The 25,867-nt window shown below is 65.0% G+C and carries 22 protein-coding genes and 1 tRNA gene; 9 read left to right on the forward strand and 14 right to left on the reverse strand.

Going from position 1 to position 25,867, the window contains the following annotated elements; all coding sequences use genetic code 11:
• The first annotated feature begins 7 nt into the window (after positions 1-7).
• The 8 genes from HV675_RS04660 (at position 8) to HV675_RS04695 (ending at position 7,563) form a co-directional block, all read left to right on the forward strand.
• A tRNA-Pro gene (locus tag HV675_RS04660) sits at positions 8-84 on the forward strand.
• Between the two features lie 251 nt (positions 85-335).
• Positions 336-1,640, forward strand: coding sequence for an HlyC/CorC family transporter (locus HV675_RS04665; protein WP_175109602.1), 1,305 nt, complete (start codon positions 336-338; stop codon positions 1,638-1,640).
• Between the two features lie 166 nt (positions 1,641-1,806).
• Positions 1,807-3,123: a GspE/PulE family protein gene (locus tag HV675_RS04670; RefSeq protein ID WP_175109604.1), complete on the forward strand. Its 1,317-nt coding sequence runs from the start codon at positions 1,807-1,809 to the stop codon at positions 3,121-3,123.
• Positions 3,120-4,358, forward strand: a complete 1,239-nt coding sequence (locus HV675_RS04675; RefSeq protein ID WP_175109606.1) for a type II secretion system F family protein — start codon at positions 3,120-3,122, stop codon at positions 4,356-4,358. Before HV675_RS04670 ends, HV675_RS04675 begins: the two co-directional genes overlap by 4 nt.
• A 27-nt stretch (positions 4,359-4,385) precedes the next feature.
• Positions 4,386-5,372 carry a prepilin peptidase gene (locus HV675_RS04680; RefSeq protein WP_377700554.1) on the forward strand — a complete coding sequence of 329 codons (987 nt, stop codon included), beginning with the start codon at positions 4,386-4,388 and terminating at the stop codon, positions 5,370-5,372.
• A 3-nt stretch (positions 5,373-5,375) separates the two neighbouring features.
• The gene (coaE, locus tag HV675_RS04685) at positions 5,376-5,978 is read left to right on the forward strand and encodes a dephospho-CoA kinase (protein ID WP_175109608.1); all 603 of its coding nucleotides are present in this window, start codon (positions 5,376-5,378) and stop codon (positions 5,976-5,978) included.
• A gap of 308 nt (positions 5,979-6,286) precedes the next feature.
• The gene (zapD, locus tag HV675_RS04690; RefSeq protein WP_175109610.1) at positions 6,287-7,042 is read left to right on the forward strand and encodes a cell division protein ZapD; all 756 of its coding nucleotides are present in this window, start codon (positions 6,287-6,289) and stop codon (positions 7,040-7,042) included.
• Between the two features lie 326 nt (positions 7,043-7,368).
• A complete protein-coding gene (locus tag HV675_RS04695; protein WP_175109612.1) occupies positions 7,369-7,563 on the forward strand; it encodes a DNA gyrase inhibitor YacG in 195 nt (64 codons plus the stop codon).
• A gap of 25 nt (positions 7,564-7,588) precedes the next feature.
• On the opposite strand, the gene HV675_RS04700 is transcribed toward HV675_RS04695, so the two are convergent.
• From HV675_RS04700 to secA, 4 genes are all read right to left on the reverse strand, one after another.
• Entirely contained in the window at positions 7,589-8,014 is a 426-nt protein-coding gene (locus tag HV675_RS04700) for an NUDIX domain-containing protein (RefSeq protein ID WP_175109614.1), read from the reverse strand.
• Positions 8,011-8,880, reverse strand: coding sequence for an ATP-binding protein (locus tag HV675_RS04705; protein WP_175109615.1), 870 nt, complete (start codon positions 8,878-8,880; stop codon positions 8,011-8,013). The genes HV675_RS04700 and HV675_RS04705 overlap by 4 nt, the downstream gene beginning before the upstream one ends.
• Before the next feature lie 58 nt (positions 8,881-8,938).
• Positions 8,939-10,189, reverse strand: coding sequence for a bifunctional glutamate N-acetyltransferase/amino-acid acetyltransferase ArgJ (argJ, locus tag HV675_RS04710; protein ID WP_175109617.1), 1,251 nt, complete (start codon positions 10,187-10,189; stop codon positions 8,939-8,941).
• A gap of 201 nt (positions 10,190-10,390) precedes the next feature.
• On the reverse strand, positions 10,391-13,222 hold the full coding sequence (secA, locus tag HV675_RS04715) for a preprotein translocase subunit SecA (protein WP_175109649.1): 2,832 nt from the start codon (positions 13,220-13,222) through the stop codon (positions 10,391-10,393).
• A gap of 431 nt (positions 13,223-13,653) precedes the next feature.
• On the opposite strand from secA, the gene HV675_RS04720 reads away from it, so the two are divergent.
• Positions 13,654-14,160: a DciA family protein gene (locus HV675_RS04720; RefSeq protein WP_175109619.1), complete on the forward strand. Its 507-nt coding sequence runs from the start codon at positions 13,654-13,656 to the stop codon at positions 14,158-14,160.
• Positions 14,161-14,280: 120 nt separating this feature from the next.
• Here the strand turns inward: HV675_RS04720 and lpxC are convergent, their stop codons facing one another.
• From lpxC to murD, 10 genes are all read right to left on the reverse strand, one after another.
• Positions 14,281-15,198 carry a UDP-3-O-acyl-N-acetylglucosamine deacetylase gene (lpxC, locus tag HV675_RS04725; protein WP_175109650.1) on the reverse strand — a complete coding sequence of 306 codons (918 nt, stop codon included), beginning with the start codon at positions 15,196-15,198 and terminating at the stop codon, positions 14,281-14,283.
• A 348-nt stretch (positions 15,199-15,546) separates the two neighbouring features.
• Entirely contained in the window at positions 15,547-16,050 is a 504-nt protein-coding gene (locus HV675_RS04730) for a peroxiredoxin (RefSeq protein WP_175109621.1), read from the reverse strand.
• A 230-nt stretch (positions 16,051-16,280) separates the two neighbouring features.
• A complete protein-coding gene (gene ftsZ, locus HV675_RS04735; RefSeq protein WP_175109623.1) occupies positions 16,281-17,477 on the reverse strand; it encodes a cell division protein FtsZ in 1,197 nt (398 codons plus the stop codon).
• 105 nt (positions 17,478-17,582) lie between these two features.
• On the reverse strand, positions 17,583-18,815 hold the full coding sequence (gene ftsA / locus HV675_RS04740; protein ID WP_075158229.1) for a cell division protein FtsA: 1,233 nt from the start codon (positions 18,813-18,815) through the stop codon (positions 17,583-17,585).
• Between the two features lie 27 nt (positions 18,816-18,842).
• Complete coding sequence (locus HV675_RS04745) at positions 18,843-19,595, reverse strand: cell division protein FtsQ/DivIB (protein WP_175109625.1); 753 nt, start codon at positions 19,593-19,595, stop codon at positions 18,843-18,845.
• Between the two features lie 10 nt (positions 19,596-19,605).
• Positions 19,606-20,547 (reverse strand): D-alanine--D-alanine ligase, encoded by a 942-nt coding sequence (locus HV675_RS04750; protein WP_175109627.1) that lies wholly within the window; start codon positions 20,545-20,547, stop codon positions 19,606-19,608.
• A complete protein-coding gene (murC, locus tag HV675_RS04755; protein ID WP_175109628.1) occupies positions 20,544-21,941 on the reverse strand; it encodes a UDP-N-acetylmuramate--L-alanine ligase in 1,398 nt (465 codons plus the stop codon). Before murC ends, HV675_RS04750 begins: the two co-directional genes overlap by 4 nt.
• Positions 21,938-23,068 (reverse strand): undecaprenyldiphospho-muramoylpentapeptide beta-N-acetylglucosaminyltransferase, encoded by a 1,131-nt coding sequence (gene murG / locus HV675_RS04760; protein ID WP_175109630.1) that lies wholly within the window; start codon positions 23,066-23,068, stop codon positions 21,938-21,940. The genes murC and murG overlap by 4 nt, the downstream gene beginning before the upstream one ends.
• Positions 23,065-24,345, reverse strand: a complete 1,281-nt coding sequence (ftsW, locus tag HV675_RS04765) for a putative lipid II flippase FtsW (RefSeq protein WP_175109631.1) — start codon at positions 24,343-24,345, stop codon at positions 23,065-23,067. The genes murG and ftsW overlap by 4 nt, the downstream gene beginning before the upstream one ends.
• Entirely contained in the window at positions 24,342-25,856 is a 1,515-nt protein-coding gene (gene murD, locus HV675_RS04770; protein ID WP_175109632.1) for a UDP-N-acetylmuramoyl-L-alanine--D-glutamate ligase, read from the reverse strand. Before murD ends, ftsW begins: the two co-directional genes overlap by 4 nt.
• Positions 25,857-25,867: the final 11 nt, after the last annotated feature.

The following is a 25,867-nucleotide window of genomic DNA, read 5'->3' on the forward strand; positions in this document are numbered from 1 at the left end:
GACAAATCGGGGTGTAGCTTAGCCTGGTAGAGCGCTACGTTCGGGACGTAGAGGCCGGAGGTTCGAATCCTCTCACCCCGACCAGATTTCTTAAAAACCGCGCAACGCAGCGCGGTTTTTTTTCGCCCGCTGCTTTTGTCTCGCGTTCGTCTCGCATCCGTCTTTTTGCCTCGCCCGTCCATCAAGGCAACGCAGCTCACTCACAGCCGTGCTCCGCATCGCCGTCGCATGCTTCGCGCACCCGTCCGTGTGGCCGGTCCTGCCGTTCGGCCGACAGGGTCGCATGACCCCTCTGCTATATTCTTCCCCATCCCTCTCCCCTTTATTCACGACGCGTGGAACAAATTCCCTTATGGGCGCAGATAGGCGCCGTCTTCGTCCTTCTGATCTGCTCGAGCTTCTTCTCCATTTCCGAAACGGCAATGATGGCGCTCAACCGTCATCGGCTCAAATACCTGTCCAGCAAAGGCGCGCTCGGCGCAAAGACGACTCAGGGCCTGCTGGCGCGCACCGACCAGCTGCTGAGCGTGATCCTGATCGGCAATAACCTCTTCAATACGATCATCCCGGTGCTCACCACGTCGATCGCGCTGCACACGTTCGGCAGCGACAGCGTCGTGCTGTCGGTGTCGACCGGCATCGTCGCGTTTCTGATTATCGTGTTCGCGGAAATCGCGCCGAAAATCGTCGGCGCGACGTACCCCGAAAAGATCGCGCTGCCGGCGAGCCTGCTGATCGCGCCGCTGATGCGCGTCGCGAAGCCGCTCATCTGGTTCGTCAACCTGATCGCGAACGGCTTTCTGCGCCTGTTGCACATCAACACCGGCGGCGCGCGTGACCAGCGCCTGTCGACGGAAGAGCTGCGCACCATCGTGCTCGAGTCCGGCAGCTTCATGCCGACCAAGCACCGCAGCATCCTGCTCAATCTGTTCGACCTCGAAAATATCTCGGTCGACGACGTGATGATTCCGCGCCGCCGGATCGAAGCGCTCGACTTCGACGCGCCGTTCGAGCAGATCCTGCATCAACTCGAGACCTGCTATCACAACAAGCTGATCGTCTACCAGGGCGACATCGACCGCGTGCTCGGCGTGCTGCATGTGCGCAAGACGCTCGCGGCGCTTCACAATCAGGAGCTTGAACGCGAAACGCTGCGCGAACTGCTCGCGGAGCCTTACTTCGTGCCGTCCGGCACGCCGGTCTTCCAGCAGCTGCAGTATTTCCAGGAGAGCCGCCACCGTACGGCGCTCGTCGTCAACGAATACGGCGAATTGCAGGGACTCGTCACGCCGGAGGACATCATCGAAGAGCTGATCGGCGAGTTCACCACGTCGGTGCCGCGCAGCGCGAGTTCGCGCGGCGGCTGGGACGACCACGGCGAATGCATCGTGGCCGGCAGCATGCCGCTGCGAGAGTTGAACCGCTGGCTGCAACTGCACCTGCCGACCGACGGCCCGAAAACGCTCAACGGGTTGATCCTCGAAATTCTCGAGGAGATTCCGGAAGGCGACGTCTGCGTGCAGATCGGCGAGGTCAAGCTCGAAGTGATGCGCAGCGACGATCAGGCGATCCGCACTGTGAAGCTGTTCCGGCCGGGTCAGAAAACCAGCGGGAAAGCGGCCAGATTGCTGCGCCGCTGACTTCGTCCACACAACCTCGCATCGCACGCGATCAGCACGTCCGGCCACGCATCCTACTGCAAATGAAAGCCGCGCACAGCTAGCCGAACGGCCGAATGGCGGTCGCGGCCGCAGTACCGGATCATGACACCGTCTTGTTGCACAGGCGGCTCATGGCCGGTATCCGATGTCATCCGTTCTCTCCTCTACGCCTCGCGAGTCGACCCTCGCCGGCGAGTCATCGTCGCGCGTCGCGCTGCGCACTTCGCTGCCCGGCCCTGCACCGCTGAACACGCTGAACCCGCTGAGCACACCCCATGCGCTGAACGAAGCCGACGCCGCACCGGCTGTCCGGCTCCTCACGGAAACGCTGCAGGAAGCGGCGCGCCGCAACGCATCGGACCTGCACATCGAACCCGCGGAACACGGCTGGCGCATCCGTCTGCGCATCGACGGCGTGCTGCATGAAATTGCCCAACCGCCTGCTCATTTGCGCGATGCGTTCGTCACGCGCGTGAAGGTGCTCGCGCGGATGGATATCGCCGAGCGGCGCGTGCCGCAAGACGGGCGGCTCAGGCTTCCAATGGGCGCAGATCGTATCGAAGACTATCGCGTCAACTCGCTGCCTACGCTGTTCGGCGAAAAGCTCGTACTGCGGCGGCTCGAACCGCTGCCCGCCGACCTGTCGCTCGATGCGCTCGGCCTCACGCACGAACAGTGCGCGACGGTCGGAGAGGCGATCAGCGCGCCGCATGGCCTCGTGCTGGTGACCGGCCCAACCGGCAGCGGCAAGACGCTGTCGTTGTATTGCTTCCTGCAAATGCTCAACAACGCGTCGCGCAACCTGTGTTCAGTCGAAGACCCCGCGGAAATCCAGCTGGCCGGCATCAATCAGGTCAGCGTGCGCGACAAGGCCGGTCTCACGTTCGCGACGGTATTGCGCGCATTTTTGCGCCAGGACCCGGATGTGATCATGGTCGGGGAAATCCGCGACGAAGAAACCGCGGATGTCGCGGTCAAGGCCGCGCAAACGGGCCATCTCGTGCTGTCGACGCTGCATACGAACGACGCGCCCGCGGCAATCGCCCGCCTGATCGATATCGGCGTCGAACCGTTCAACCTCGCCGGCGCGCTGCGCATGGTGAGCGCGCAGCGGCTCGTGCGCAAGCTGTGCACTGCTTGCCGGACACCGGAAGCGCCGTCCGCCGCCGCGTTGCGTGCCGCGGGCGTGCCCGATGACCGCCTCGCGGGCTGGCGATCGTACGCGGCGGTGGGCTGCGACCTCTGTCACGGCATCGGCTATCGCGGGCGCATCGGCATCCACCAGGTGATGCCGATTTCCGCTGCGATGCGCGAGTTGATCGTCACGCGCGCCGGCACGCCGAAGCTGACGCAGCAAGCCCGCTCGGAAGCCGTTGCCACGCTGCGTGAAGCCGCGCTCGCGCGCGTGTACGACGGCACCACGAGCCTCACCGAAGCGCTCTGCGCAACCGAGGCCGCATGAAGAGCGGCGCGATCGAATCGTTATCGCAGGAGCTGCGTTTCAGATGGCGTGGCATCGAGGCCGACGGTACGCAGATCAGCGGCTCGGTCATCGCGCCGGACGTCGCGGCGGCGCGCGCGCAGGTTCGGCGCGACGATCTCTTCATCGTCGAGCTCGTCGCGCACGGTCCCGCGCCGCGCCCGGGCGCAAGCGCCGCCGAGATTACGCGCTTCACGCGTCAGCTCGCCAGCCTGCTGCGGGCCGGCTTGCCGCTTGCACCGTCGCTCGAGCTGCTGGCCGACACGCGCGCGGCGTCGTCCGCTAAAAGACGTAACGGCATGCCGCGGATCGTCGGCGCCCTCGCCCGCGACATCGTGGCGGGCGTGAGTTTCTCGCAGGCGTTGCGCGCTCGCGCGGACCTGTTCGGTCCGTTGTACGGACAACTGGTTGCGGTCGGCGAAGCGTCGGGCGCGCTCGCCGACGTGCTCGCCCGCATCGCGGACGACCGCGAGCGTGCCGCCGCGCAACGCGCGAAAGTACGCGCGGCGCTCACCTATCCGGCGGCGATCCTGGTGCTTGCAATCGCAATCACCGCGGCGCTGCTGGTGTGGGTCGTGCCGACCTTCAAGCAGATCTTCGACGGCTTCGGCGCGGCGTTGCCCGCTCCGACTCAGGCGGTACTCGCGCTGTCGGGCGCGCTCGCGCGCTGGAGCGTGCCGGTCGGCGTGCTGCTTATCGCCGCGGGCGCGGGCTTCGCGAGGCTGCTGCGCGTATCGGAAAGCGCGCGTCTCGCATGCGCGCGCCTCTCGTTGCGGGCACCCGTCGTCGGGCCGCTGCTGACCATGCTGTGCGCGGCGCGCTGGAGCCGTGCGCTCGGCACCTTGCTATCGGCCGGCACGCCGCTCGCCGATGCGTTTGCCGCGCTCAACCACGCAACCGGCAACGCATACTTCGACCATGCGACCGCCGGCATCGCAGCACGTCTGAAGGACGGCGAGCGGCTCGCCACCGCGATGCAGGCCACGCAGTGCTTTCCTGCCGAGGTCGTGCAGCCGGTCGCCGTCGCGGAAGAATCAGGCACGCTCGACGCGATGCTGCTCGATGTGGCGTCGCTGTGCGATCGTCAGGTAGACGAAAAAATCGGCACGCTTGCGAGTCTGTGCGAACCGCTCGTGATCGTCGTGCTCGGACTGCTCGTCGGAGGTCTCGTGATTGCGATGTATCTTCCCATCATTCAACTCGGCAACGTGGTGTAGCATCGCACCCGAATCGAAACATTTACCATGCCGGCTGCCTTCACAACCGTGTCAGACCACCTCTACAACATGCCGCCATCGTCGCCTTCGGGGTGGTCGCCGGCGCCGCCTTTCGCGTCGGCGTTCGCCTATCTCGACGACGTCGCGGCAAGCATCGGCGCGGCGTTCGGCATGCTGCCGCTCACCGTGCAGATCGTGTTCGCGGTGGCGCTCGGACTGGTGATCGGCAGCTTTCTGAATGTGCTCGTGCACCGGCTGCCGATCATGCTCGAACGCGCATGGCGCAGCGAAGTCAGCGATGCGACCGGTCAGCATTTCGAAGACGACGGCCTGCCGCCGCGCTACAACCTGTGGGTCCCGCGCAGCGCATGCCCGCATTGCGGCCACGTGCTGCGTGCATGGGAGAACCTGCCGGTCTTGAGCTACCTGATGCTGCGCGGCCGATGCTCGCAATGCAACGCGCGCGTGAGCCTGCGCTATCCGCTGATTGAAATCGCAAGCGCCGTCTGCGCAGTCGCGTCGCTGATGCTATTCGGACCGAGCGGCATGGCGCTCGCGTCGTTCGGGCTGTGCGCGGCGCTGCTCGCGATGAGCGCGATCGACATCGACACGCATCTGCTGCCCGACTCGCTGACGCTGCCTCTGTTGTGGGCCGGCCTGATCCTCAACTTCGGCGGTCTGTACGTGAGCCTGTATGACGCGGTGCTGGGTGCAATCGCCGGCTATCTCGCGCTATGGTGCGTACACTGGGTGTTCAAGCTCGTGCGCGGCGTCGAAGGAATGGGCTACGGCGACTTCAAGCTGCTCGCCGCGCTTGGCGCATGGCTAGGCTGGGAGGCGCTGCCGCAGATCATTCTGATCGCCGCGGTGGCCGGTGCGGTGGTCGGCCTCGTCGCCACCTGGCGCGGCCGCATGCGCTTTGAAGAACCGCTGCCGTTCGGCCCGTTTCTCGCGGCAGGCGGCGCGCTCACGCTGTTCGCCGGTACGCCGCTCTATATGGCGCTCGGAGGCTGACGCATGTTTGCAGTGGGATTGACCGGCGGCATCGGCAGCGGCAAGTCGTTCGTCGCCGAGCGCTTCGCGGCGCGCGGCGTGCCGATCGTCGACACAGATGCGATCGCACATCGCATCACGGCGCCGCACGGCCTCGCGATGCCCGCTATCGCGCGCGCGTTTGGCGCATCGTTCGTCGCGCCCGACGGCTCGCTCGATCGCCCGCGCATGCGAGCGCTTGTCTTTAGCGACGAAACCGCGCGGCATCGCCTCGAGGCGATCACGCACCCGTTGATCCGCACGGAGACCGAGCGCGAGTGGCAACAGGCGCACGGCCCATACGTGATCATCGTGGTGCCGCTGCTGGTCGAATCGGGCGCCTGGAAGACGCGCGTGAATCGCGTCCTCGTCGTCGATTGCAGCGTCGAAACGCAGATCGCCCGGGTGATACAACGCAACGGCTTCACGCGCGAACAGGTGCTCGCGATCATCGCCCGGCAGGCCACGCGCGAAGCGCGGATTGCCGCCGCCGACGACGTGATCGTCAACGACGACCTGCCGCGCGATGTATTCGATGCACGCATCGACGAATTGCACCATTTGTATACATCGTCCGCGGGTCGGTAACAGAACAGGACGGGAACAAAACGGGCATGAGACAGGACCGTACGAAAGGCCACGACAGGTCAGCGGAAAAGCCCGGGCGGGCGAGCACGTACACGGCCGGATGCGGCACCGGGTCTCGCTGTGCCGTGCATGCACCTGGCGCGCGGGCATCCCGATTGCGCAAAAAGCGGGCAGCGCGCAGCGATCTTGCAGTAACCAAAGCGAAAAAAATGCGAACTGGACGGAACCAGTGTTTGATTGCTAGGGTAGAGTCACGGCATTAGAATGTCCTGCAATTCCGTCACCGACCACGCGCGAGGCGAGCCCGCTTGATTCTTTACGAGTATCCCTTCAACGAGCGAATCAGAACGCTTTTGCGCCTCGAAGACCTGTTCGAGCGCTTTACGTTCTTTTTGACTCAGGAAGATCCGAGGGAACATCATGTCGCGCTCACCACGCTGTTCGAGATTGCGGAAGTCGCCGGTCGCGCGGATCTGAAGTCTGACCTGATGAAGGAACTCGAGCGGCAGCGTCAAACGCTCGCACCGTTCCGCGGCAATCCGGGCATCGAGCAGAACGCGCTCGAAGCCGTGCTCGGAGAAATCGAGCAGACCTTGAGCGGCCTCGCCCAGATGCAGGGCAAAACGGGCCAGCATCTGACCGACAACGAATGGCTGTCCAGCATTCGCAGCCGCGCAATCATTCCGGGCGGCACCTGCAAGTTCGATCTTCCGTCGTACTACGCATGGCAGCAGACCCATCCGGATCAGCGGCGCCAGGATATCGCCAAGTGGGTGATGCCGCTGCTGTCGTTGCGCGATGCGGCCGCGATCGTGCTGCGGCTTGCGCGCGAGTCGGGCCAGGCGTCGAAGGTGATGGCCATGCAGGGCAGCTATCAGCAGATGCTGTCGGGCCGCACCTACCAGTTGATGCAGGTGCGTATCGCGCCCGAATTGCGCGTGATTCCGGAAGCGAGCGCCAACAAGTACATGTTGTGGGTCCGCTTCACGGTGCAGGATGGCGATCTGCGCCCGCGTGCAGTCGATGTCGATGTGCCGTTCCAGCTGACGTTGTGCAGCCTGTAACACACGCTGGTCGCGCCGCCTGACGCTGATCGACGCCGCCGCTGTCCGCACGATCTTAGCGAGCTAATAGCGCGCCAACGGCAAAGCGCCCGGTAGCAAGACGCCCGGTAGCAGCCGCGCGCAAGCCGCACACCTGACCGGCGCACAGCCGCGAACAGGCCGGCGCCAATCCTGAAAACGCGCGAAAAAGCCCACACGCGACGCAAGAACGCGACGCGCATCTGCAACGAAAACACGCAGACGCGCTACGATGCGCTTTATTCTGACGCGAGCGTCCCCAGATTGGACGCTCGTTACGTTTCGATCGACACACTGCCATAGACAGAATGATCACCGTCGTCAAATGCCCGAGCTGCGGCAAGGACGTCCGCTGGACCCCTGAAAGCCGCTTTCGCCCGTTCTGCTCCGAACGGTGCAAACAGAACGACCTCGGCGCCTGGGCCGCCGAGAAATACCGGATCGGTAGCAGCGGTGACGAGCCGCCGAGCGACGACTCGCCCGGCGATCATCCGCAACACTGACGCTGGTCCAAGCGAAAGCCCGCGCTCACTCAGCGGCGAGCCACTCCAGTACGGGGATCGTCGCGGGAAGCAACGGCGTGACGTCCGCAGGCAGCGCCTGCCAGACGAGCGCCTGGCCTTCGCGCCCGTGCGGCTCACCGGTCCACGCGGTCACCTTGCAGAAATAAAGCCGCACGTACGCGTGCGGATAGTCGTGTTCGAGCGTATGCCAGCGGTGGCACGCCATCACGTCGATGCCGAGCTCCTCGTGCAGTTCGCGCGCGAGTGCCGCCTCGACGGTCTCGCCAGGCTCGAGCTTGCCGCCGGGAAACTCCCAGTAGCCTTCATACGGCTTGCCCGCGGGCCGCTGCGCCAGCAGATAGCGCCCATCCGGCTGCACCAGCACGCCGACCGCGACCTCGGTGACCGGCCGCGCGGCGGCCTCGACCGCGTTATCGGCCGCGCCGCTCATGCTTGCGCCCGGCGGCCCGACCAGTCACGCGCAAACTGCCACGCCACCCGTCCGGAACGCGAGCCGCGTTCGAGCGCCCACACGAGCGCGTCGCCGCGTGCGGCCTCGACACCGGCGTCGTCACAGCCAAAGTGGCGCAGCCAGTGCGCGACGATCGTCAGGTAATCGTCCTGCTTGAACGGGTAGAAGCTGACCCACAGCCCGAAGCGCTCGGACAGCGAGATCTTCTCCTCGACCACTTCGCCCGGATGAATCTCACCGTCGGAGGTGTGCTTGTACGTCTCGTTGTCGCTCATGTACTCCGGCAGCAGATGGCGGCGGTTGGACGTCGCGTAGATCAGCACGTTGTCGGACTGCGCAGCCACCGACCCGTCGAGCGCAACCTTCAGCGCCTTATAGCCGGATTCGCCGTCCTCGAACGACAGATCGTCGCAAAACACGATAAAGCGCTCCGGCCGCATCGAGATCAGATCGACGATATCGCCGAGATCGTGCAGATCGTCCTTGTCGACTTCGATCAGCCGCAAGCCGTCCTTCGCATGCGCATTCAGGCAGGCCTTGATCAGCGACGACTTGCCGGTGCCGCGCGCGCCGGTCAGCAGCACGTTGTTGGCCGGCTGCTTCTGCACGAACTGACGCGTGTTCTGCTCGATCAGTTCTTTTTGACGATCGATGTTCTGCAGATCGTCGAACGAGATCGACGAAATCGCCGCGACTGGCTGCAGAAAGCCGCGCCCCTGGCGCTTGCGCCAGCGAAACGCGACGGCGGCGCCCCAGTCGACATCGGGTGCGGCCGGAGGCAGCATTGCTTCGAGACGGCCCAGCACCGCTTCGGCGCGGGTCAACAACAGTTCGAGTTTGTCCATGGCTAACGTGAGAGGCGGATCGGAATAACAGCGTGCGGCAAGGCGGGCGCGGCTGCGGTCACGAACGGTAATCGGCGTTGATGCTGACGTATTCGTGCGACAGGTCGCAGGTCCAGATCGTGGCTTGCGCGTTACCGCGGCCTAGCAGCACGCGAATCGCGATCTCGCTCTTTTTCATCACGCGCTGGCCGTCTTCCTCACGATACGCCGGATTGCGGCCGCCTGCCTTCGCGACGAGCACGTCATCCAGATACAGATCGATCTTGCCGACGTCGAGGTCATCCACGCCCGCGTAGCCGATTGCCGCGAGAATGCGGCCGAGATTCGGATCGGACGCGTAGAACGCGGTCTTCACGAGCGGCGAGTGGCCGATCGCATACGCGATCTGCCGGCACTCGGCGACGCTCGTGCCGCCCTCGACCTGCACCGTCATGAACTTCGTTGCGCCCTCGCCGTCGCGCACGATCAGTTGCGCGAGCGTCTGCGCGACCTCGGTGACCGCGTCGCGCAGCGCCGCGTAGGCCGCCGAGTCGGTCGACGTGATGGCCGGCAGGCTCGACTTGCCCGAAGCGATCAGGATGAACGAATCGTTGGTCGACGTATCGCCGTCGATCGTGATGCAGTTGAACGAGCGGTCCGCGACATGTTTGACGAGCGCGTCCAGCACCGGCTGCGCCACCTTCGCGTCGAACGCGAGAAAGCCGAGCATGGTCGCCATGTTCGGCTTGATCATGCCGGCGCCCTTGCTGATGCCGGTCAGCGTCACCGTGTGGCCGTCAATCCTGACCTGGCGCGACGCGGCTTTCGGCAGCGTGTCGGTGGTCATGATCGCCTGTGCCGCGTCATACCAGTGCGCGGCCGCGCGGTTCGCAAGCGCTGCGGGCAAACCCGCGGTGAGCCGGTCGACCGGCAGCGGCTCGAGAATCACGCCGGTCGAAAACGGCAGCACCTGCGCGGGTTCGATACCCGCGAGCCGCGCGAGCGCCGTGCAGGTTTCACGCGCGTGCGCGAGGCCCGGCTCGCCAGTGCCGGCGTTCGCATTGCCCGTGTTGATCACCAGCGCGCGGATGCCCTTGCCAGCCGCACCATCATGACGTGCGCGCTCGAGATGCTCGCGACACACGGTGACCGGCGCCGCGCAAAAGCGGTTCGACGTGAACACGCCCGCGACCGTCGCGCCTTCGTCGACGGAAATCACGAGTACGTCCTTGCGATTCGGCTTGCGGATATTCGCTTCGGCCCAGCCGAGCGTCACGCCCGGTACCGGATGAAGTTGAGCGGGTTCGATCGAGGGGAAATTGACAGCCATGGTGGCGACCTGTCCAAGCTGAAAAATGCCGGCGAGCGCCGGCATGGGGGAATCGTAACTGGCGCTCCGGCAACGTGACGGACCGCCGCGAAATCACCTGCAATTTAACGCATTACGCGGACCACCAGGTGCACGCGAAGGCAGCTCTGCAACCGCGCGGCCGGCGCGCATCAGCACGCCGCCGTCGAGCCGCCTATGGCATCAGGCAATCTTGCCGTGGCACTGCTTGTACTTCTTGCCGCTACCGCACGGGCACGGGTCGTTGCGGCCGACCTTCGGGATGCCGTCGCTCGCGCCCGGCGCCACAGCGGCCGCACCGGCGCCGCGCGGCGCATGGCTCATCGCATCGCCGATCATCGTCGCGGCCGCATCGGCTGCGACCGGCGCCGCGGCGACCGCGGTCGCCGCGCCCGAATCCGAGTAGTCCGCGTGACGGAACTCGACGTTCTCCAGATGGCTGCCCTGCTCTTCGTACTGCTCGGCCGCCTGTTCGAGCTGCTCCGGCGACTGGATCTGCACGTTCATCACGATCCGCGTGACTTCGAGCTTCACCGCATCGAGCATCGCGGCGAACAGTTCGAACGCTTCGCGCTTGTATTCCTGCTTCGGGTTCTTCTGCGCATAGCCGCGCAGATGAATGCCCTGGCGCAGGTGATCGAGCGCGGCGAGATGTTCACGCCAGCTGCGATCGAGCGTCTGCAGCATGATCGAGCGCTCGAACGCGCTGAACGATTCGCGGCCGACCTGCTCGACTTTCCCTTCATACGCCTCATCCGCCGCCGCGGTAACGGCTTCGAGAATCTCGTCCGCGTCGATCGACTTCGACTCGTTGATCATCTCCTGAATCGCGAGATCGAGCTGCCATTCGTTGCGCAGCACTTCTTCGAGCTCAGGCACGTCCCACTGCTCTTCGATGCTGCCGGCCGGCACGAACTGACGCACGATATCGCTCATCACGCCATGGCGCATCGCGCCGATCGTTTCGGTGATGTCGTGCGCTTCGAGCAACTCGTTGCGCTGCTGGTAAATCACCTTGCGCTGATCGTTCGCGACGTCGTCATATTCGAGCAGCTGCTTGCGGATATCGAAGTTGCGCGCCTCGACCTTGCGTTGCGCGGATTCGATCGAACGCGTGACGATGCCGGCCTCGATCGCCTCGCCTTCGGGCATTTTCAGCCGGTCCATGATCGCGCGCACGCGGTCGCCCGCGAAAATACGCAGCAGCGGGTCTTCCAGCGACAGATAGAAACGCGACGAACCCGGGTCGCCCTGACGGCCCGCACGGCCGCGCAGCTGATTGTCGATCCGGCGCGACTCGTGACGCTCGGTGCCGACGATGTGCAAGCCGCCCGCCGCCTTCACCTGATCGTGCAGCGCCTGCCATTCGTCGTGCAGCTGCGCGATGCGGCGCTGCTTTTCGTCGGCGGGAATCGACTCGTCCGCGTCGATAAACGCGGCCTGTTTCTCCGCATTGCCGCCGAGCACGATGTCGGTGCCGCGGCCTGCCATATTGGTCGCGATCGTGATGCGCTGCGGCCGCCCCGCTTCCGCGACGATCGCCGCTTCGCGTGCATGCTGCTTCGCGTTCAGCACTTCGTGAGGCAGACCGGCCTTGGTCAGCAGATGCGACAGCAGCTCGGAGTTTTCGATCGACGTGGTGCCGACCAGCACCGGCTGGCCGCGCTCGTAGCATTCGCGGATGTCGCGGGCGAGCGCATCGTAGCGCTCGCGCGCGGTCTTGTAGATCTGATCCTGCCGGTCGATCCGCTTCGGCGGCCGGTTGGTCGGAATCACGACCGTTTCGAGGCCGTAGATCTCGTTGAATTCGTACGCTTCGGTATCGGCCGTGCCGGTCATGCCGGACAGCTTGCCGTACATGCGGAAGTAGTTCTGGAACGTGATCGACGCGAGCGTCTGGTTCTCGCTCTGGATCTTCACATGTTCCTTCGCCTCGACCGCCTGATGCAGGCCGTCGGACCAGCGGCGGCCGGCCATCAGACGCCCGGTGAACTCATCGACGATGATCACTTCGCCGTTTTGCACCACGTAGTGCTGATCGCGATGGAACAGCGTGTGTGCACGCAGCGCCGCGTACACGTGGTGCATCAGCGTGATGTTCTGCGGCGCATAGAGGCTTTCGCCGTCGCCGATCAGCCCCCATTCGGCGAGCAGCCGCTCGGCCTTCTCGTGGCCGGACTCGGTGAGGAACACCTGGCGCGCTTTCTCGTCGAGCGTGTAGTCGCCCGGCTTCTCGACGCCGGTGCCGTCGGCCTTCTCTTCGCCGATCTGCCGCTCGAGCAGCGGCGGCAGCGCATTCATGCGCACGTAAAGCTCGGTGTGATCTTCCGCCTGGCCCGAGATGATGAGCGGCGTGCGCGCCTCGTCGATCAGGATCGAGTCCACTTCGTCGACGATCGCGAAGTTCAGCGCCCGTTGCACGCGCGCCTCGGTCTCGTAGACCATGTTGTCGCGCAGGTAGTCGAAGCCGAACTCGTTATTGGTGCCGTACGTGATGTCCGCGGCGTACGCTTCCTGCTTCAGGCCGTGATCCATCTGCGACAGGTTCACGCCGACCGACAGCCCGAGAAAGTTGTAAAGGCGCCCCATCCATTCGGCGTCGCGCTGCGCGAGGTAGTCGTTCACGGTCACGACGTGCACGCCGCGGCCGGACAGCGCATTCAGATACGCGGCGAGCGTCGCGACGAGCGTCTTGCCCTCGCCGGTGCGCATTTCCGCGATCTTGCCGTAATGCAGCACCATGCCGCCGATCAACTGCACGTCGAAGTGGCGCATCTTCAGCACGCGACGGCTCGCCTCGCGGCAGACCGCAAACGCCTCCGGCAACAGCTTGTCGAGCGACTCGCCGCCGGCGACGCGCTGACGGAACTCGCCGGTTTTCGCGCGCAGTTGATCGTCCGTCAATTGCTCGATCTGCGGCTCGAGCGCATTGATCGACACGACGGTCTTTTGATATTGCTTGACGAGCCGCTGGTTGCGACTGCCAAAAATCTTTTGTAGAAAACCGGTGATCATCGGATCGGAGTCTCTGCGTCGCGGCTTCGGCAGGGAAAGCGGAAAAGCGCGGCCGGGCATCGTGCCCTCGCTTACCCGGTGTCGGAAGTGCCTCGGCGGCTTGTCAAGGAATGAATTCGAATCGGGGATTTTAGCACGCGCCCTACGGCGCGCCTGTGTCATGCGTCAGATAGCTGACGGCGTTCGCCGATGCCGTTCCGGCGCTCGCCGTTTATGCGCCACGCGTGCTCGCGCCGCGATGCGGCCGGTCGAGGTGGCTGGTTGGTGCGGGCGCAGCCGCGTTTTGGGCCGCGTTTTTGGGCCACGCGCCCATCCGTGCCGATCACCGGCGCGATTTGGCACACGATTGATTACCCGCGAATCGCGCACCGCATGCACGGTACAATCGGGCCACCTGTACGCGCCCGCGCGCAGCGCCATTCCTGTCAAACATGAGCCGCTCTTCGTCGAACACCAGGCCGCCGTTTTCCAGATCGACCGCGCGGCCGTTCTCGCCCTCATTCGAGGCGCGCCGCCCGCAACGGCTCGCCGACGTGCTCGCCCGCACCGATGCGTTTTCCGCGCTGCGCGCGGGCGTCGAGCAGATCGCCGCGCTTCAGCGCGATCTGACCGAACTGCTGCCCGACTATCTGGCGACGAGCGCCGAGCCCGGCTTTATCAAGGACGGCGTGCTGTCGATCTTCGCCGCGCATAATGCGCTCGCCGCCAGGTTGCGGCATCTGGAACCGCGCCTGCTGGCCGATTTGCAGCAGCGCGGCTGGGCGATCGAATCGTTGAAGATACGTGTGCGGCCGAAGCCGCTGGACGCGCCGCCGCCAGTCAAGCAGGCCCGCATGACACGCGCGGGCGCGCAGGCGCTTCATGAGCTGAGCGAGTCGATGGCGCCGTCTCCGCTGCAGGCGGCGCTCGCGCGCATGGCCGCGCGGCATCGCAAGTAGCGCGGCGCCGCACTGCACGCGGCGCGCCCCAAAAGAAAAAGCGACCCGGCCGGGTCGCTTTTGTTCTTCTGCATCCGCCGCTATGCGCAACGGCGCAGCGGCCAACGCCCGTGCCCGGGCTTACGCAAACGCCGTCTGCGTATCGTATGCAAACCCACGCGGCGCCTTCTGCGGATCGTCGAAGGTGACGATTTCGTATGCATCTTCATGCGCGAGCAGCTCGCGCAGCAGCGCATTGTTCAGACCGTGCCCCGATTTGTACGCGTCGTACGACGCGAGCAGCGGATGGCCGATCACATACAGGTCGCCGATCGCGTCGAGCATCTTGTGCTTCACGAACTCGTCGTCGTAGCGCAGCCCGTCGTTGTTCAGGATGCGGTATTCGTCGAGCACGATCGCATTGTCCATGCTGCCGCCGCGCGCGAGGCCCAGTTCGCGCATCGTTTCCACTTCATGCGCGAAACCGAAGGTGCGCGCACGCGCGATTTCACGCACATACGACGTGTTCGCGAAATCCACTTCCAGCGCCTGGCCGGTCTTATCGACCGCCGGATGACGGAAGTCGATGGTGAACTTCAGCTTGAAGCCGAAATACGGATCGAGGCGCGCAAATTTGTCGCCGTCGCGAATCTCGACCGGCTTCTTCACCTTGATGAACTTCTTCGCCGCGTTCTGTTGCTCGATACCGGCCGATTGGATCAGAAACACGAACGACGCGGCGCTGCCGTCCATGATCGGAATTTCTTCAGCGGTGACGTCGACGTACAGATTGTCGATGCCGAGGCCCGCGCACGCGGACATCAGATGCTCGACCGTCGACACGCGTGCGCCGTCCTTCTGCAGCACCGAGGCGAGCCGCGTATCGCCGATCGCCATTGCGGACGCGGGAATATCCACCGGCGTGGGCAGATCCACGCGCGAAAACACAATGCCGGTGTCCGGCGCCGCAGGACGAAGCGTCAGATCGACCTTGCGTCCCGAGTGCAAACCGATGCCGACCGTCTTCACGATCGTTTTGATAGTGCGCTGCTTCAACATGATGGTCTTCTGTTCCATTCAGCATCCCGACCCGCCTCGCAAATCCAGCGCTGCGTCAGCGCCGCGATTGAAATTGGCAATCGGGACTTTTTATGCCATAGGGCAAAGTATACTCCATCCGCCCCCCAGGCGCGGCCGTCTGGTCGTATCAAATCTGTTTCGCAGCATTACGCGAGCCACGAACGCTGCCGGATTTCGCAATCGGCAGACAAATGAGAGCGGGGCCGACGCCCGAAATGGAGGCGTTTCCGGACATCGGCCCAAGGGTTGACCACGTTACGGCCTGTCACAAAGGCGTCACGATCGACGTTGCCGCAACACAACAACGCCGCACCGCACGCGTTGCAACTATTTCAACGTCGCGAGAATGCTCTGCGCATCGCTCACTTCGAACTTGCCGGGCGCCTCGACGTGCAGCGTCTTGACCACGCCGTCGTCGACCACCATCGCGTAGCGCTGCGAGCGAATGCCCATGCCACGCGCCGACATGTCCTGATCCAGACCGAGCGCCTTCGTGAAAACCGCACTCCCGTCCGCCATCATGCGCACCTTGCCCGAGGTGTGCTGATCGCGTCCCCACGCGCCCATCACGAACGCGTCGTTGACGGACACGCACCAGACTTCGTCGACGCCCGCGGCGCGCAGCTTGTCCGCCGCTTCGACGTAACCCGGCACGTGCTTGGCCGAACAGGTCGGCGTGTAGGCCCCGGGCAATCCGAAGATCACCACGCGCTTACCCGCCGTTTCGAGGCTCACGCTAAAGCTGTTCGGTCCGATCGTGCAACCCGCGCGTTCCTCGTCGATCATTTCGAAGACGGTTGCGTCGGGCAGTTTTTCACCAGTTTTGATCATTGCTCGTTCCTTCACTCGATGATGCGGGAGCCTGCCCGCACGTAAACGTATGGAAAGCGACGTTTCATCCGGCGACGGCAGTCCATCCGCTTCGATTATCCGAAGCGGGCAACTGTGCTTGCCGCGCGTCTTGCGAGACGCGGTCTGTCGGCCATTCCACCGGTCACGCGCGTGCCATCCGAACTGGCGCAACAGCGCTTGCGCCGCCCCGGAAGCCCGCTCCTCGCGCGTCAGTCAGCCTGCTTGCGCAGGAAAGCCGGAATGTCGTACGTGTCGACGCCCTTTTCCTGCAGCGCCTGCACGTGCGAAGCTGCGGTATCGCGCGACGTGCGCCACACGGCCGGCGTATCCAGCGAACCGTAATCCGCCGCCTGTGCCGGTTGCGTCGCGTAGCCGTGCTGCACGCCGTGGTTGACCGGCGCATTGTCGGTACCGGTGCGCAACAGCGTCATCGGCGCCGACTGCTGCTTCTTCGCAGTCCGGCCGAGACCCGTCGCGACGACGGTCACGCGCAGCGCGTCGCCCATCGCGTCATCGTACACGGCGCCGAAAATCACCGTCGCGTCGTCAGCCGCGTAGCTCTTGATGGTGTTCATCACTTCGCGGGTTTCCGACAGACGCAGCGAGCGGCTCGACGTGATGTTGACGAGCACGCCGCGCGCACCCGACAGATCGACGCCTTCGAGCAGCGGGCTCGCGACCGCTTGTTCGGCCGCAAGGCGCGCGCGATCGACGCCGGCAACCGTCGCCGTGCCCATCATCGCTTTGCCCTGCTCGCCCATCACCGTCTTCACGTCTTCGAAGTCGACGTTCACGAGACCGTCGACGTTGATGATTTCCGCAATGCCGGCGACCGCGTTGTTGAGCACATCGTCAGCGCACTGGAAGCACTTGTCCATCTCGGCGTCATCGCCCATCACCTCGAACAGCTTGTCGTTCAGAACGACGATCAGCGAGTCGACGTGATCCTCCAGTTGCTGCGAACCTGCTTCGGCGACGCGCATGCGCTTGCCGCCTTCGAACTCGAACGGCTTGCTGACCACGCCGACCGTCAGAATTCCCATCTCCTTCGCGATCTGCGCGACGACCGGCGCCGCGCCGGTACCGGTGCCGCCACCCATGCCCGCGGTGATGAACACCATATGCGCGCCGAGCAGTGCGTCGGCGATTCGCTCACGTGCTTCTTCGGCTGCCGCGCGGCCCATTTCCGGCTTGGCGCCCGCACCCAGACCGGTCCTGCCGAGCTGAATCACGGCCGTCGCACGCGAGCGCGACAGCGCCTGCGCATCCGTGTTCATCACGATGAAGTCGACGCCCTGCACGCCGCGGTTGATCATGTGCTGCACGGCATTGCCGCCCGCACCCCCTACGCCCACCACCTTGATGATGGTGCCGTTGGTTTCCGTTTCCAGCATCTGGAATTCCATATTGCCTCCGTCAAGAAAAAAGTCTTAATCGGCCGTTATCCGGCAGGAGATCGGGCAACCTCCTGTCGCGCGCCGGCCGCCGGCACCGGCGCGATTTCAGATTCGTCAAAAGTTGCCGAGGAACCAGTCCTTCATCCGCGTGAACACCTGTCCCATCGAGCCGGACTGCACCGCGACCTTGCGCCCGCGCATGCGCTGCGAGCGCCCTTCGACGAGCAGGCCCATCGCGGTCGAATAGCGCGGATTGCGCACCACGTCCGCGAGGCCGCCCGCGTATTCGGGCACACCGATGCGCACCGGCTTCAGGAAGATGTCCTCACCGAGCTCGACCATGCCGGGCATCATCGATGCGCCGCCGGTCAGCACCACGCCGGAGCTCAGCAGTTCCTCGTAACCCGACTCGCGCACCACCTGCTGCACGAGCGAAAACAGTTCTTCGACGCGCGGCTCGATCACCGCCGCGAGCGCCTGGCGCGACAGCGTGCGCGGACCGCGCTCGCCAAGACCCGGCACCTCGATCATTTCGTCCGGATCGGCGAGCGCCTGCTTCGCGATGCCGTAGCCGACCTTGATGTCTTCCGCGTCCGGCGTCGGCGTGCGCAGCGCCATCGCGATGTCGCTCGTCACCTGATCGCCGGCGATCGGAATGACCGCGGTGTGCCGGATCGCGCCTTCGCTGAAAATCGCAATATCGGTCGTGCCGCCGCCGATGTCGACCAGCACCACGCCCAGTTCCTTTTCGTCGTCGGTCAGCACCGCGAGCGACGAGGCGAGCGGCTGCAGGATCAGATCGTTCACTTCGAGCCCGCAGCGGCGCACGCACTTCACGATGTTCTGCGCCGCGCTCACCGCGCCGGTCACGATATGCACCTTCACTTCGAGCCGGATGCCGCTCATGCCGATCGGCTCGCGCACATCTTCCTGGCCGTCGATGATGAATTCCTGCGTGAGGATATGCAGCACCTGCTGATCGGTCGGGATGTTGATCGCCTTCGCGGTTTCGATCACGCGCGCGACATCCGTCTGCGTGACTTCCTTCTCCTTGATCGCGACCATCCCGCTCGAGTTGAAGCTGCGGATATGGCTGCCGGCGATCCCGGTGAACACATTCGTGATCTTGCAGTCGGCCATCAGCTCCGCTTCTTCGAGCGCGCGCTGGATCGACTGCACGGTGGCTTCGATATTCACCACCACGCCTTTCTTGAGCCCCTTCGACTCGCTCTGGCCGAGGCCGATCACTTCGTAGTGACCCTCGCCTTTCAGCTCGGCGACAATTGCCACGACTTTCGCCGTCCCGATGTCGAGGGCCACTAGCAGGTCTTTATAGTCTTTACTCATAGGGTGCTCATTGCGAGTGATGTCCTGTTACTTCTTGCCCTTGTCGGGTTCCGTAATGAAGCGCATGCCAGCTGCTCGAATCGCAAAACCGTTCGGATAACGCAAGTCCGCATACTCGATATCCTTCCCCCAGCGTTGCGTGACCGCCGACCACGCGGCGGTCAAACGCTTGCAACGGTCGAACAGCGTGTCCTGATTGCGTTCGCGGCCCAGTTCGACCTGCGTGCCGTTCGACAGCTTCACGGTCCACGCATAGCGCTGCGACAGCGTCACTTCGTCCGGCGTCGCGCCAAGGGGTGCAAACCACTTCTCGAAATCGCGATAACGCGCGACCACTTCCTTCGCTGATCCATCCGGTCCATCGAACGCCGGCAACTCTTCGTCCAGTTCGCCCTGGTTCGCGGTAAACAGTTCGCCGTCGACGCTCACCAGCTGGTCGCTGCCCCACGTGCCGAGCGGCTTGAACTCTTCGAGTGTCACCGCGAGCGCGTTCGGCCACACGCGCCGCACGCTCGCATGACGCACCCACGGCATCTGCTCGAACGACTGCCGCGCGGCATCCAGGTCGACGGTGAAGAAGTTGCCCTTCAGCCGTCCGACGACCGTCGCGCGCACCGTCGGCGAATTGATGTGCTCGGTGTCGCCGTCGATACGGATCTCGCGCAGCGCGAAGTTCGGGCGCTGGATCAACCAGTACGCGCCAGCCGCCAGCAGCACGAGCGCCAGCAACGCGTGCAACGCGTTGGCGGCGAAGTTCAGCTGACGAACGTTGTTCCACATGGCGATCCGTTCAGTCCTTCAAGGTCATCGACAAAATTTTCACGACCAGCTCCGAATAGCTGATGCCGACCGCGCGCGCGGCTTTCGGCGGCAGCGAGTGATCGGTCATGCCCGGCGCGGTATTCACTTCGAGGAAGTACGGCTTGCCCTCGGCGTCCATCATGAAGTCCGCGCGGCCCCAGTCGGTGCAGCCGAGCACGTCGAACGCGCGACGCGACAGCGCCTTCAGGCGCTGCTCTTCGGCCGGGGCGAGCCCGCACGGAATCAGGTACTGCGTATCGTCGGCGATGTACTTCGCGTGGTAGTCGTAGAACTCGCCGGCCGGCACGATGCGGATGATCGGCAGGTCGAGATCGCCGCACACGCACGCGGTGTGTTCGCCGCCGCCCTCGATGCTCTTTTCGACCACCACGATCCGGTCGTACTTCACCGCTTCTTCGAGTGCCGCGACCAGCGTGTCCGCCGTCTTCACCTTGATCACCGCGACGCTCGAACCTTCGCTTGCCGGCTTCACGAAAAGCGGCAAGCCGAGCTTCGCGACAATCTCCGCGGCGCGCGCCGCATAGTCGTCACCGCGCAGCACCGTTTCGAACGGCGGCGTCGGCACACCGAGTTGCTGCCACACGAGCTTCGTGCGGAACTTGTCGAGCCCGAGCGCCGAACCGAGCACGCCGCTACCCGTATAGCGGATGCCGTAGAAATCGAGCGCGCCCTGAATCTGGCCGTTTTCGCCATAACCGCCGTGCAGCGCGTTGAATGCGCGCACGAAGCCTTCTTCCTTCAACGCGGCGAGCGGCCGCTCGGACGGATCGAACGGATGCGCATCGATTCCCGCCTCGCGCAGCCCTTGCAGCACGAGACGGCCGGAATTCAGCGACACTTCGCGCTCGGCGGATTCACCGCCGAGCAGCACCGCAACCTTGCCGAAATCCTGAGGATTCACCCTGCTCATTTGACACCTTCGTTTGCTGCGGCGAGTCGACCCGGCACACCGCCGATCGATCCCGCCCCCATCGTGATCACCACATCGCCCGCGCGCACGACGGCGGCCAGCGCTTCCGGCACTTCATCGACCGTTTCGACGAACACCGGTTCGATTTTTCCCGCGACGCGAATCGCGCGCGTGAGCGAACGCCCATCCGCCGCGACGATCGGCGCTTCGCCGGCCGCATACACTTCGGTCAGCACCAGCGCGTCGACCGTGGACAGCACCTTCACGAAGTCTTCGAAGCAATCGCGCGTGCGCGTGAAGCGATGCGGCTGGAACGCGAGCACGAGCCGCTTGTCCGGAAACGCGCCGCGCGCCGCCGCGATCGTCGCGGCCATTTCGACCGGGTGATGACCATAATCGTCGACCAGCGTGTACGCGCCGCCGTCCGCGACCGGCACCTCGCCATACCGTTGAAAACGCCGGCCGACGCCATTGAATTCCGCGAGCGCCCGCTGAATATCGGCATCTTTCACTTCGAGTTCAGTCGCGATCGCGATCGCCGCGAGCGCGTTCTGCACGTTGTGCGTGCCGGGCAGATTCAGCACGATGTCGAGCGGCGCGGCGTCTTCGCGCATCGCGGTGAAATGCATCTGGCCTTCGCGCGCGATGACATTCACCGCGCGCACCTGCGCATCGGACGCAAAACCGTAACGGATGATCGGCTTCGACACGAACGGCAGAATCTCTTTCACGTTCGGATCGTCGACGCACAGCACCGCGATCCCGTAGAACGGCAGCCGGTGCGTGAATTCGATGAATGCCTGCTTGAGCCGCGCGAAGTCGTGCCCGTAGGTGTCCATGTGATCGGCGTCGATGTTCGTGATTACTTCGATCACCGGAAACAGGTTCAGGAACGATGCGTCCGATTCGTCCGCTTCGGCGACGATAAAGTCGCCCGTGCCCAGACGCGCATTCGCGCCCGCGCTGATCAGCCGCCCGCCGATCACGAAGGTCGGATCGAGCCCGCCCGCGGCCAGCACGCTCGCCACCAGCGAGGTCGTGGTGGTCTTGCCGTGCGTACCGGCAATCGCGATGCCCTGCTTCAGGCGCATCAGTTCCGCGAGCATCACCGCGCGCGGCACGATCGGGATGCGCCGGTGGCGCGCCGCGAGCACTTCGGGGTTGTCGCTGCGCACCGCCGTCGACACGACGACCGCATTCGCGCCATCGATGTTTTCCGGGTCATGCCCGATCGCGATGCGCGCGCCGAGCGCGGCGAGGCGCTCGGTCACCGCATTGCGCGTGAGATCCGAGCCGCTTACCTGATAGCCGAGATTGACGAGCACTTCCGCAATGCCGCTCATGCCGGCGCCGCCGATCCCGACGAAGTGAATATGTTTGACGATATGTTTCATTGCTGACTTCCTTCCGGGACCGCCGCACCTTGCGCGGCGCCCGCTACGGTTGCGCAGATCTGCGCAACCTGTTCGGTCGCGTCGGGCTTGGCGAGCGACCGTGAACGCTTCGCCATTTCGAGCAGTGTTTCGCGTGTCTGGCCGCGCAGCCAGTCGGCAAGCTGTTCCGCCGACAGGTCGCGCTGCTGCACGACGCGCGCCGCGCCGTGTTCGGCGAGAAACGCCGCGTTGGTGGTCTGGTGATCGTCGACTGCGTACGGAAACGGCACGAAGAACGCGGCGACACCGACCGCCGCGATCTCCGCGACCGTCATCGCGCCCGCACGGCAGATCACGAGATCCGCGTTCGCGTAAGCACTTGTCATGTCGTCGATAAACGGCACCAGCTGCACGTCGGCTCCGGTTGCGATGCCCGCGGCTTCGTAGTTCGCGCGCAATGCTTCGATATGCTTTGCGCCCGCCTGATGCACGATGCGCGGACGGGCGCCGTCAGCGAGTCGCGCGAGCGCGTTCGGCACCACTTCATTCAACGCGGCGGCGCCGAGACTGCCGCCGACCACGAGCACATTCAACGGACCGCTTCGTGATGCATACCGTGCTTCGGGTGCCGGCACGCGCGCAAGTTCCTCACGAATCGGATTGCCCGTCCATTGCGCATGCGGCAGCGCATTCGGAAACGCGACGAGCACACGTTTCGCGAGTTTCGCGAGCACCTTGTTCGCGAGGCCCGCGACCGAATTCTGTTCGTGCAGCACGAGCGAGCGGCCCGACAGCCACGTCATCACGCCCGCCGGGAACGTGATGTAGCCGCCCATGCCGAGCACGACGTCCGGCTTCACGCGACGCAGCACCGCAAGACTTTGCGAACACGCGCGCAGCAGATTCACCGGCAGCATCAGTTTCGTTTTGACGCCTTTGCCGCGCAGGCCGCCGAAGCGCACGTACTCCATCGGAATGCCGTGCTTCGGCACGAGCGTCGCTTCCATCCCCGCCGGATTGCCGAGCCACACGACGCGCCAGCCCCACGCCTGCATCAGGTGCGCGACCGCGAGCCCCGGGAACACGTGTCCCCCGGTGCCGCCGGCCATCACCATCAGCGTGCGCGGATCGGTCGCAAGACGCGTCATACCTTCCCTCCGCGCATCAGCACCCGGTTTTCATAGTCGACGCGCATCAGCACCGCGACCGCGATGCAGTTCAGCAGAATGCCGGAGCCGCCGTAACTGACGAGCGGCAGCGTCAGGCCCTTGGTCGGCAGCAGACCGAGGTTCACGCCCATATTGATAAAGGTCTGCGCACCGAACCAGATGCCGATGCCCTTCGCGACGAGGCCGGCGAACGTGCGGTCGAGCGCGAGCGCCTGGCGGCCGATCTCGAACGCGCGCCGCACGATCCAGTAGAACAGCAGGATCACGACCAGCACGCCGACGAAACCGAGTTCCTCGCCGATCACCGCGAGAATGAAGTCGGTATGCGCTTCCGGCAGATAGTTGAGCTTTTCGACGCTGCCGCCGAGGCCGACGCCGAACCACTCGCCGCGGCCGAACGCGATCAGCGAATGCGTCAGCTGATACGCCTTGCCCTGCGCGTAACGGTCGTCCCACGGGTCGAGGTACGCGAAAATCCGCTCGCGGCGCCACGGCGACGCCCACACCAGCAGCGTGAAGGTGCCCACCGCGGTCGCCACGAGGCCGCCGAAAATCTTGCCGTTCACGCCGCCGAGGAACAGCACGCCCATCGCGATCGCGGCGATCACCATAAACGCGCCCATGTCCGGCTCGAGCAGCAGCAGCATGCCGACCACGCCGACCGCGAAGCCCATCGGCAAAAAGCCCTTCGCGAAGCTGTGCATGTATTCCTGCTTGCGCACCGTGTAGTTCGCCGCGTAAATCGTCACCGCGAGCTTCATGATTTCCGACGGCTGCATATTCGTGATGCCGAGCGGAATCCAGCGGCGCGCGCCGTTGACGCCCTTGCCGATATGCGGGATCAGCACGATCACCAGCGCGGCGAGCGCGATCAGGAAGAGCTTCGGCGCGTACTTGTCCCACGTCGAGATCGGAATACGGAACGTGACGATACCGGTCACCGCGCCGAGCACAACGAAGAGAATTTGCCGCACGAGGAACGCGTAGTCGCGATACGACGCGTATTTCGGCGAATCCGGCATCGCGATCGACGCCGAATACACCATTACGATGCCGAGCCCGAGCAGCGCGACGACGACCCACAGCAGCGAATGGTCGTAGTCGAGCATCCGCGAGCGCAGCGGCCGCACGCCGTTGACGGCGCTCGCGAGGCCGCCGCCGCTGCCGCGGCCCGCACCCGGCGACGATACCGATGCGCCGGCGACCGAGCCGCGCTGGCCGGTGAGGCGTGATCCGAAGCGTTCCGACCAGCTCATATCATCGTCCCCCGTTCGGCGGCCAGCTCTTCGACCGTGCCGCGGAATACCGCCGCACGGTGCGCATAGCCGTTAAACATGTCGAAGCTCGCACACGCCGGCGACAGCAACACCGCGTCGCCCGGCTGCGCGAGTGCAGCCGCGGCGCGCGTCGCTTCCTCGAGCGTCGCGTGATCGGCGAGCGCGATGCCGGTGTCCGCGAGCGCGGCGCGGATGCGCGGCGCGTCGCGGCCGATCAGCATCACTGCGCGGCACCAGCGCGTGACCGGCGCGGCGAGCGGCTCGAAATCCTGGCCCTTGCCGTCGCCGCCGGCGATCAGCACGATGCGCTGCGCGAGACCGTCGAGCGCCGCGACCGTCGCCCCCACATTGGTGCCCTTGCTGTCGTCGACGTAATCGACGCCGTCGAGCGACGCGATCAGTTCGACGCGATGCGGCTCGCCGCGGTATTCGCGCAAGCCGTGCAGGAGCGGCGCGCCCGGCAGGCCGATCGCGCGCGCGAGCGCGAATGCGGCGAGCGCATTCGCAGCGTTGTGCAGACCGCGGATGCGTAGCGCGTCGGCGGGCATCAGGCGCTTCAATGCGATATTCGGCGGCGTCGTGGCTTCGCTCTTGCGGCGACGCGTAGTGGTCGGTTCGTCGGCTGCGTCGTGGTCTTCGGCAACCACCAGCCACAGCATGCCGTTATCGCGCAGCAAGCCGAAGTCGCCGTTGCGGGTCGGCTCGTTCACGCCGAACGTCACCATGCGCGCGGCGCTGTCCGCGGCCGGCGCGAGCGCCATCACGCGCGCGTCGTCGCGGTTCAGCACGCGCACCGTGTGCGCACCGAAGATGCGGCCTTTGGCGGCCGCGTACGCGTCGAGCCCGCCGTGCCAGTCGAGATGGTCCTGCGTGATGTTCAGCACGACCGCCGCATCGGGCGAAAACGTATGCGCGGTTTCCAGCTGGAAGCTCGACAGTTCGAGCACCCAGATCTCCGGCAACGCGGTGTTGTCGATCGCTTCGCTCAGTTTGTCGAGCGCGGCCGGGCTGATGTTGCCCGCCACCGCGACCTTCTTGCCCGCGCGCGCGCACAGCAGGCCGGTGAGGCTCGTCGTGGTGGTCTTGCCGTTGGTGCCGGTAATCGCAATCACCTTCGGCGCGTAGCCGCTTTCGCCGAGCGTCTGCAACGCCTGCGCGAAAAATTCGAGCTCGCCCCACACCGGAATGTCGCGCTCGCGCGCGGCGGTGATCAGCGGCAGCAGATCGGCGGCCAGCGGCGACAGCCCCGGGCTGATCGCGACCAGCTCGACGCCTTCGAGCAGCACCGGCGAGAACGGGCCGCCGACGAAATCCGCGTCGACCTGATGCGCTTCGAGCGCGGACAGATTCGGCGGCACCTCGCGCGTGTCGGCGATGCGCAGGCGGCAACCGTGCCGCGCGCACCAGCGCGCCATCGCGAGGCCCGATTCACCGAGCCCCAGCACGAGCACCATCGGCTTTTGCCGATCCCGAAACTTCTCGCCGAACATCGCTTGCTTTC

Origin of the sequence: Paraburkholderia solisilvae (genome assembly GCF_902859875.1) — a bacterium.
Taxonomy (GTDB): domain Bacteria; phylum Pseudomonadota; class Gammaproteobacteria; order Burkholderiales; family Burkholderiaceae; genus Paraburkholderia; species Paraburkholderia solisilvae.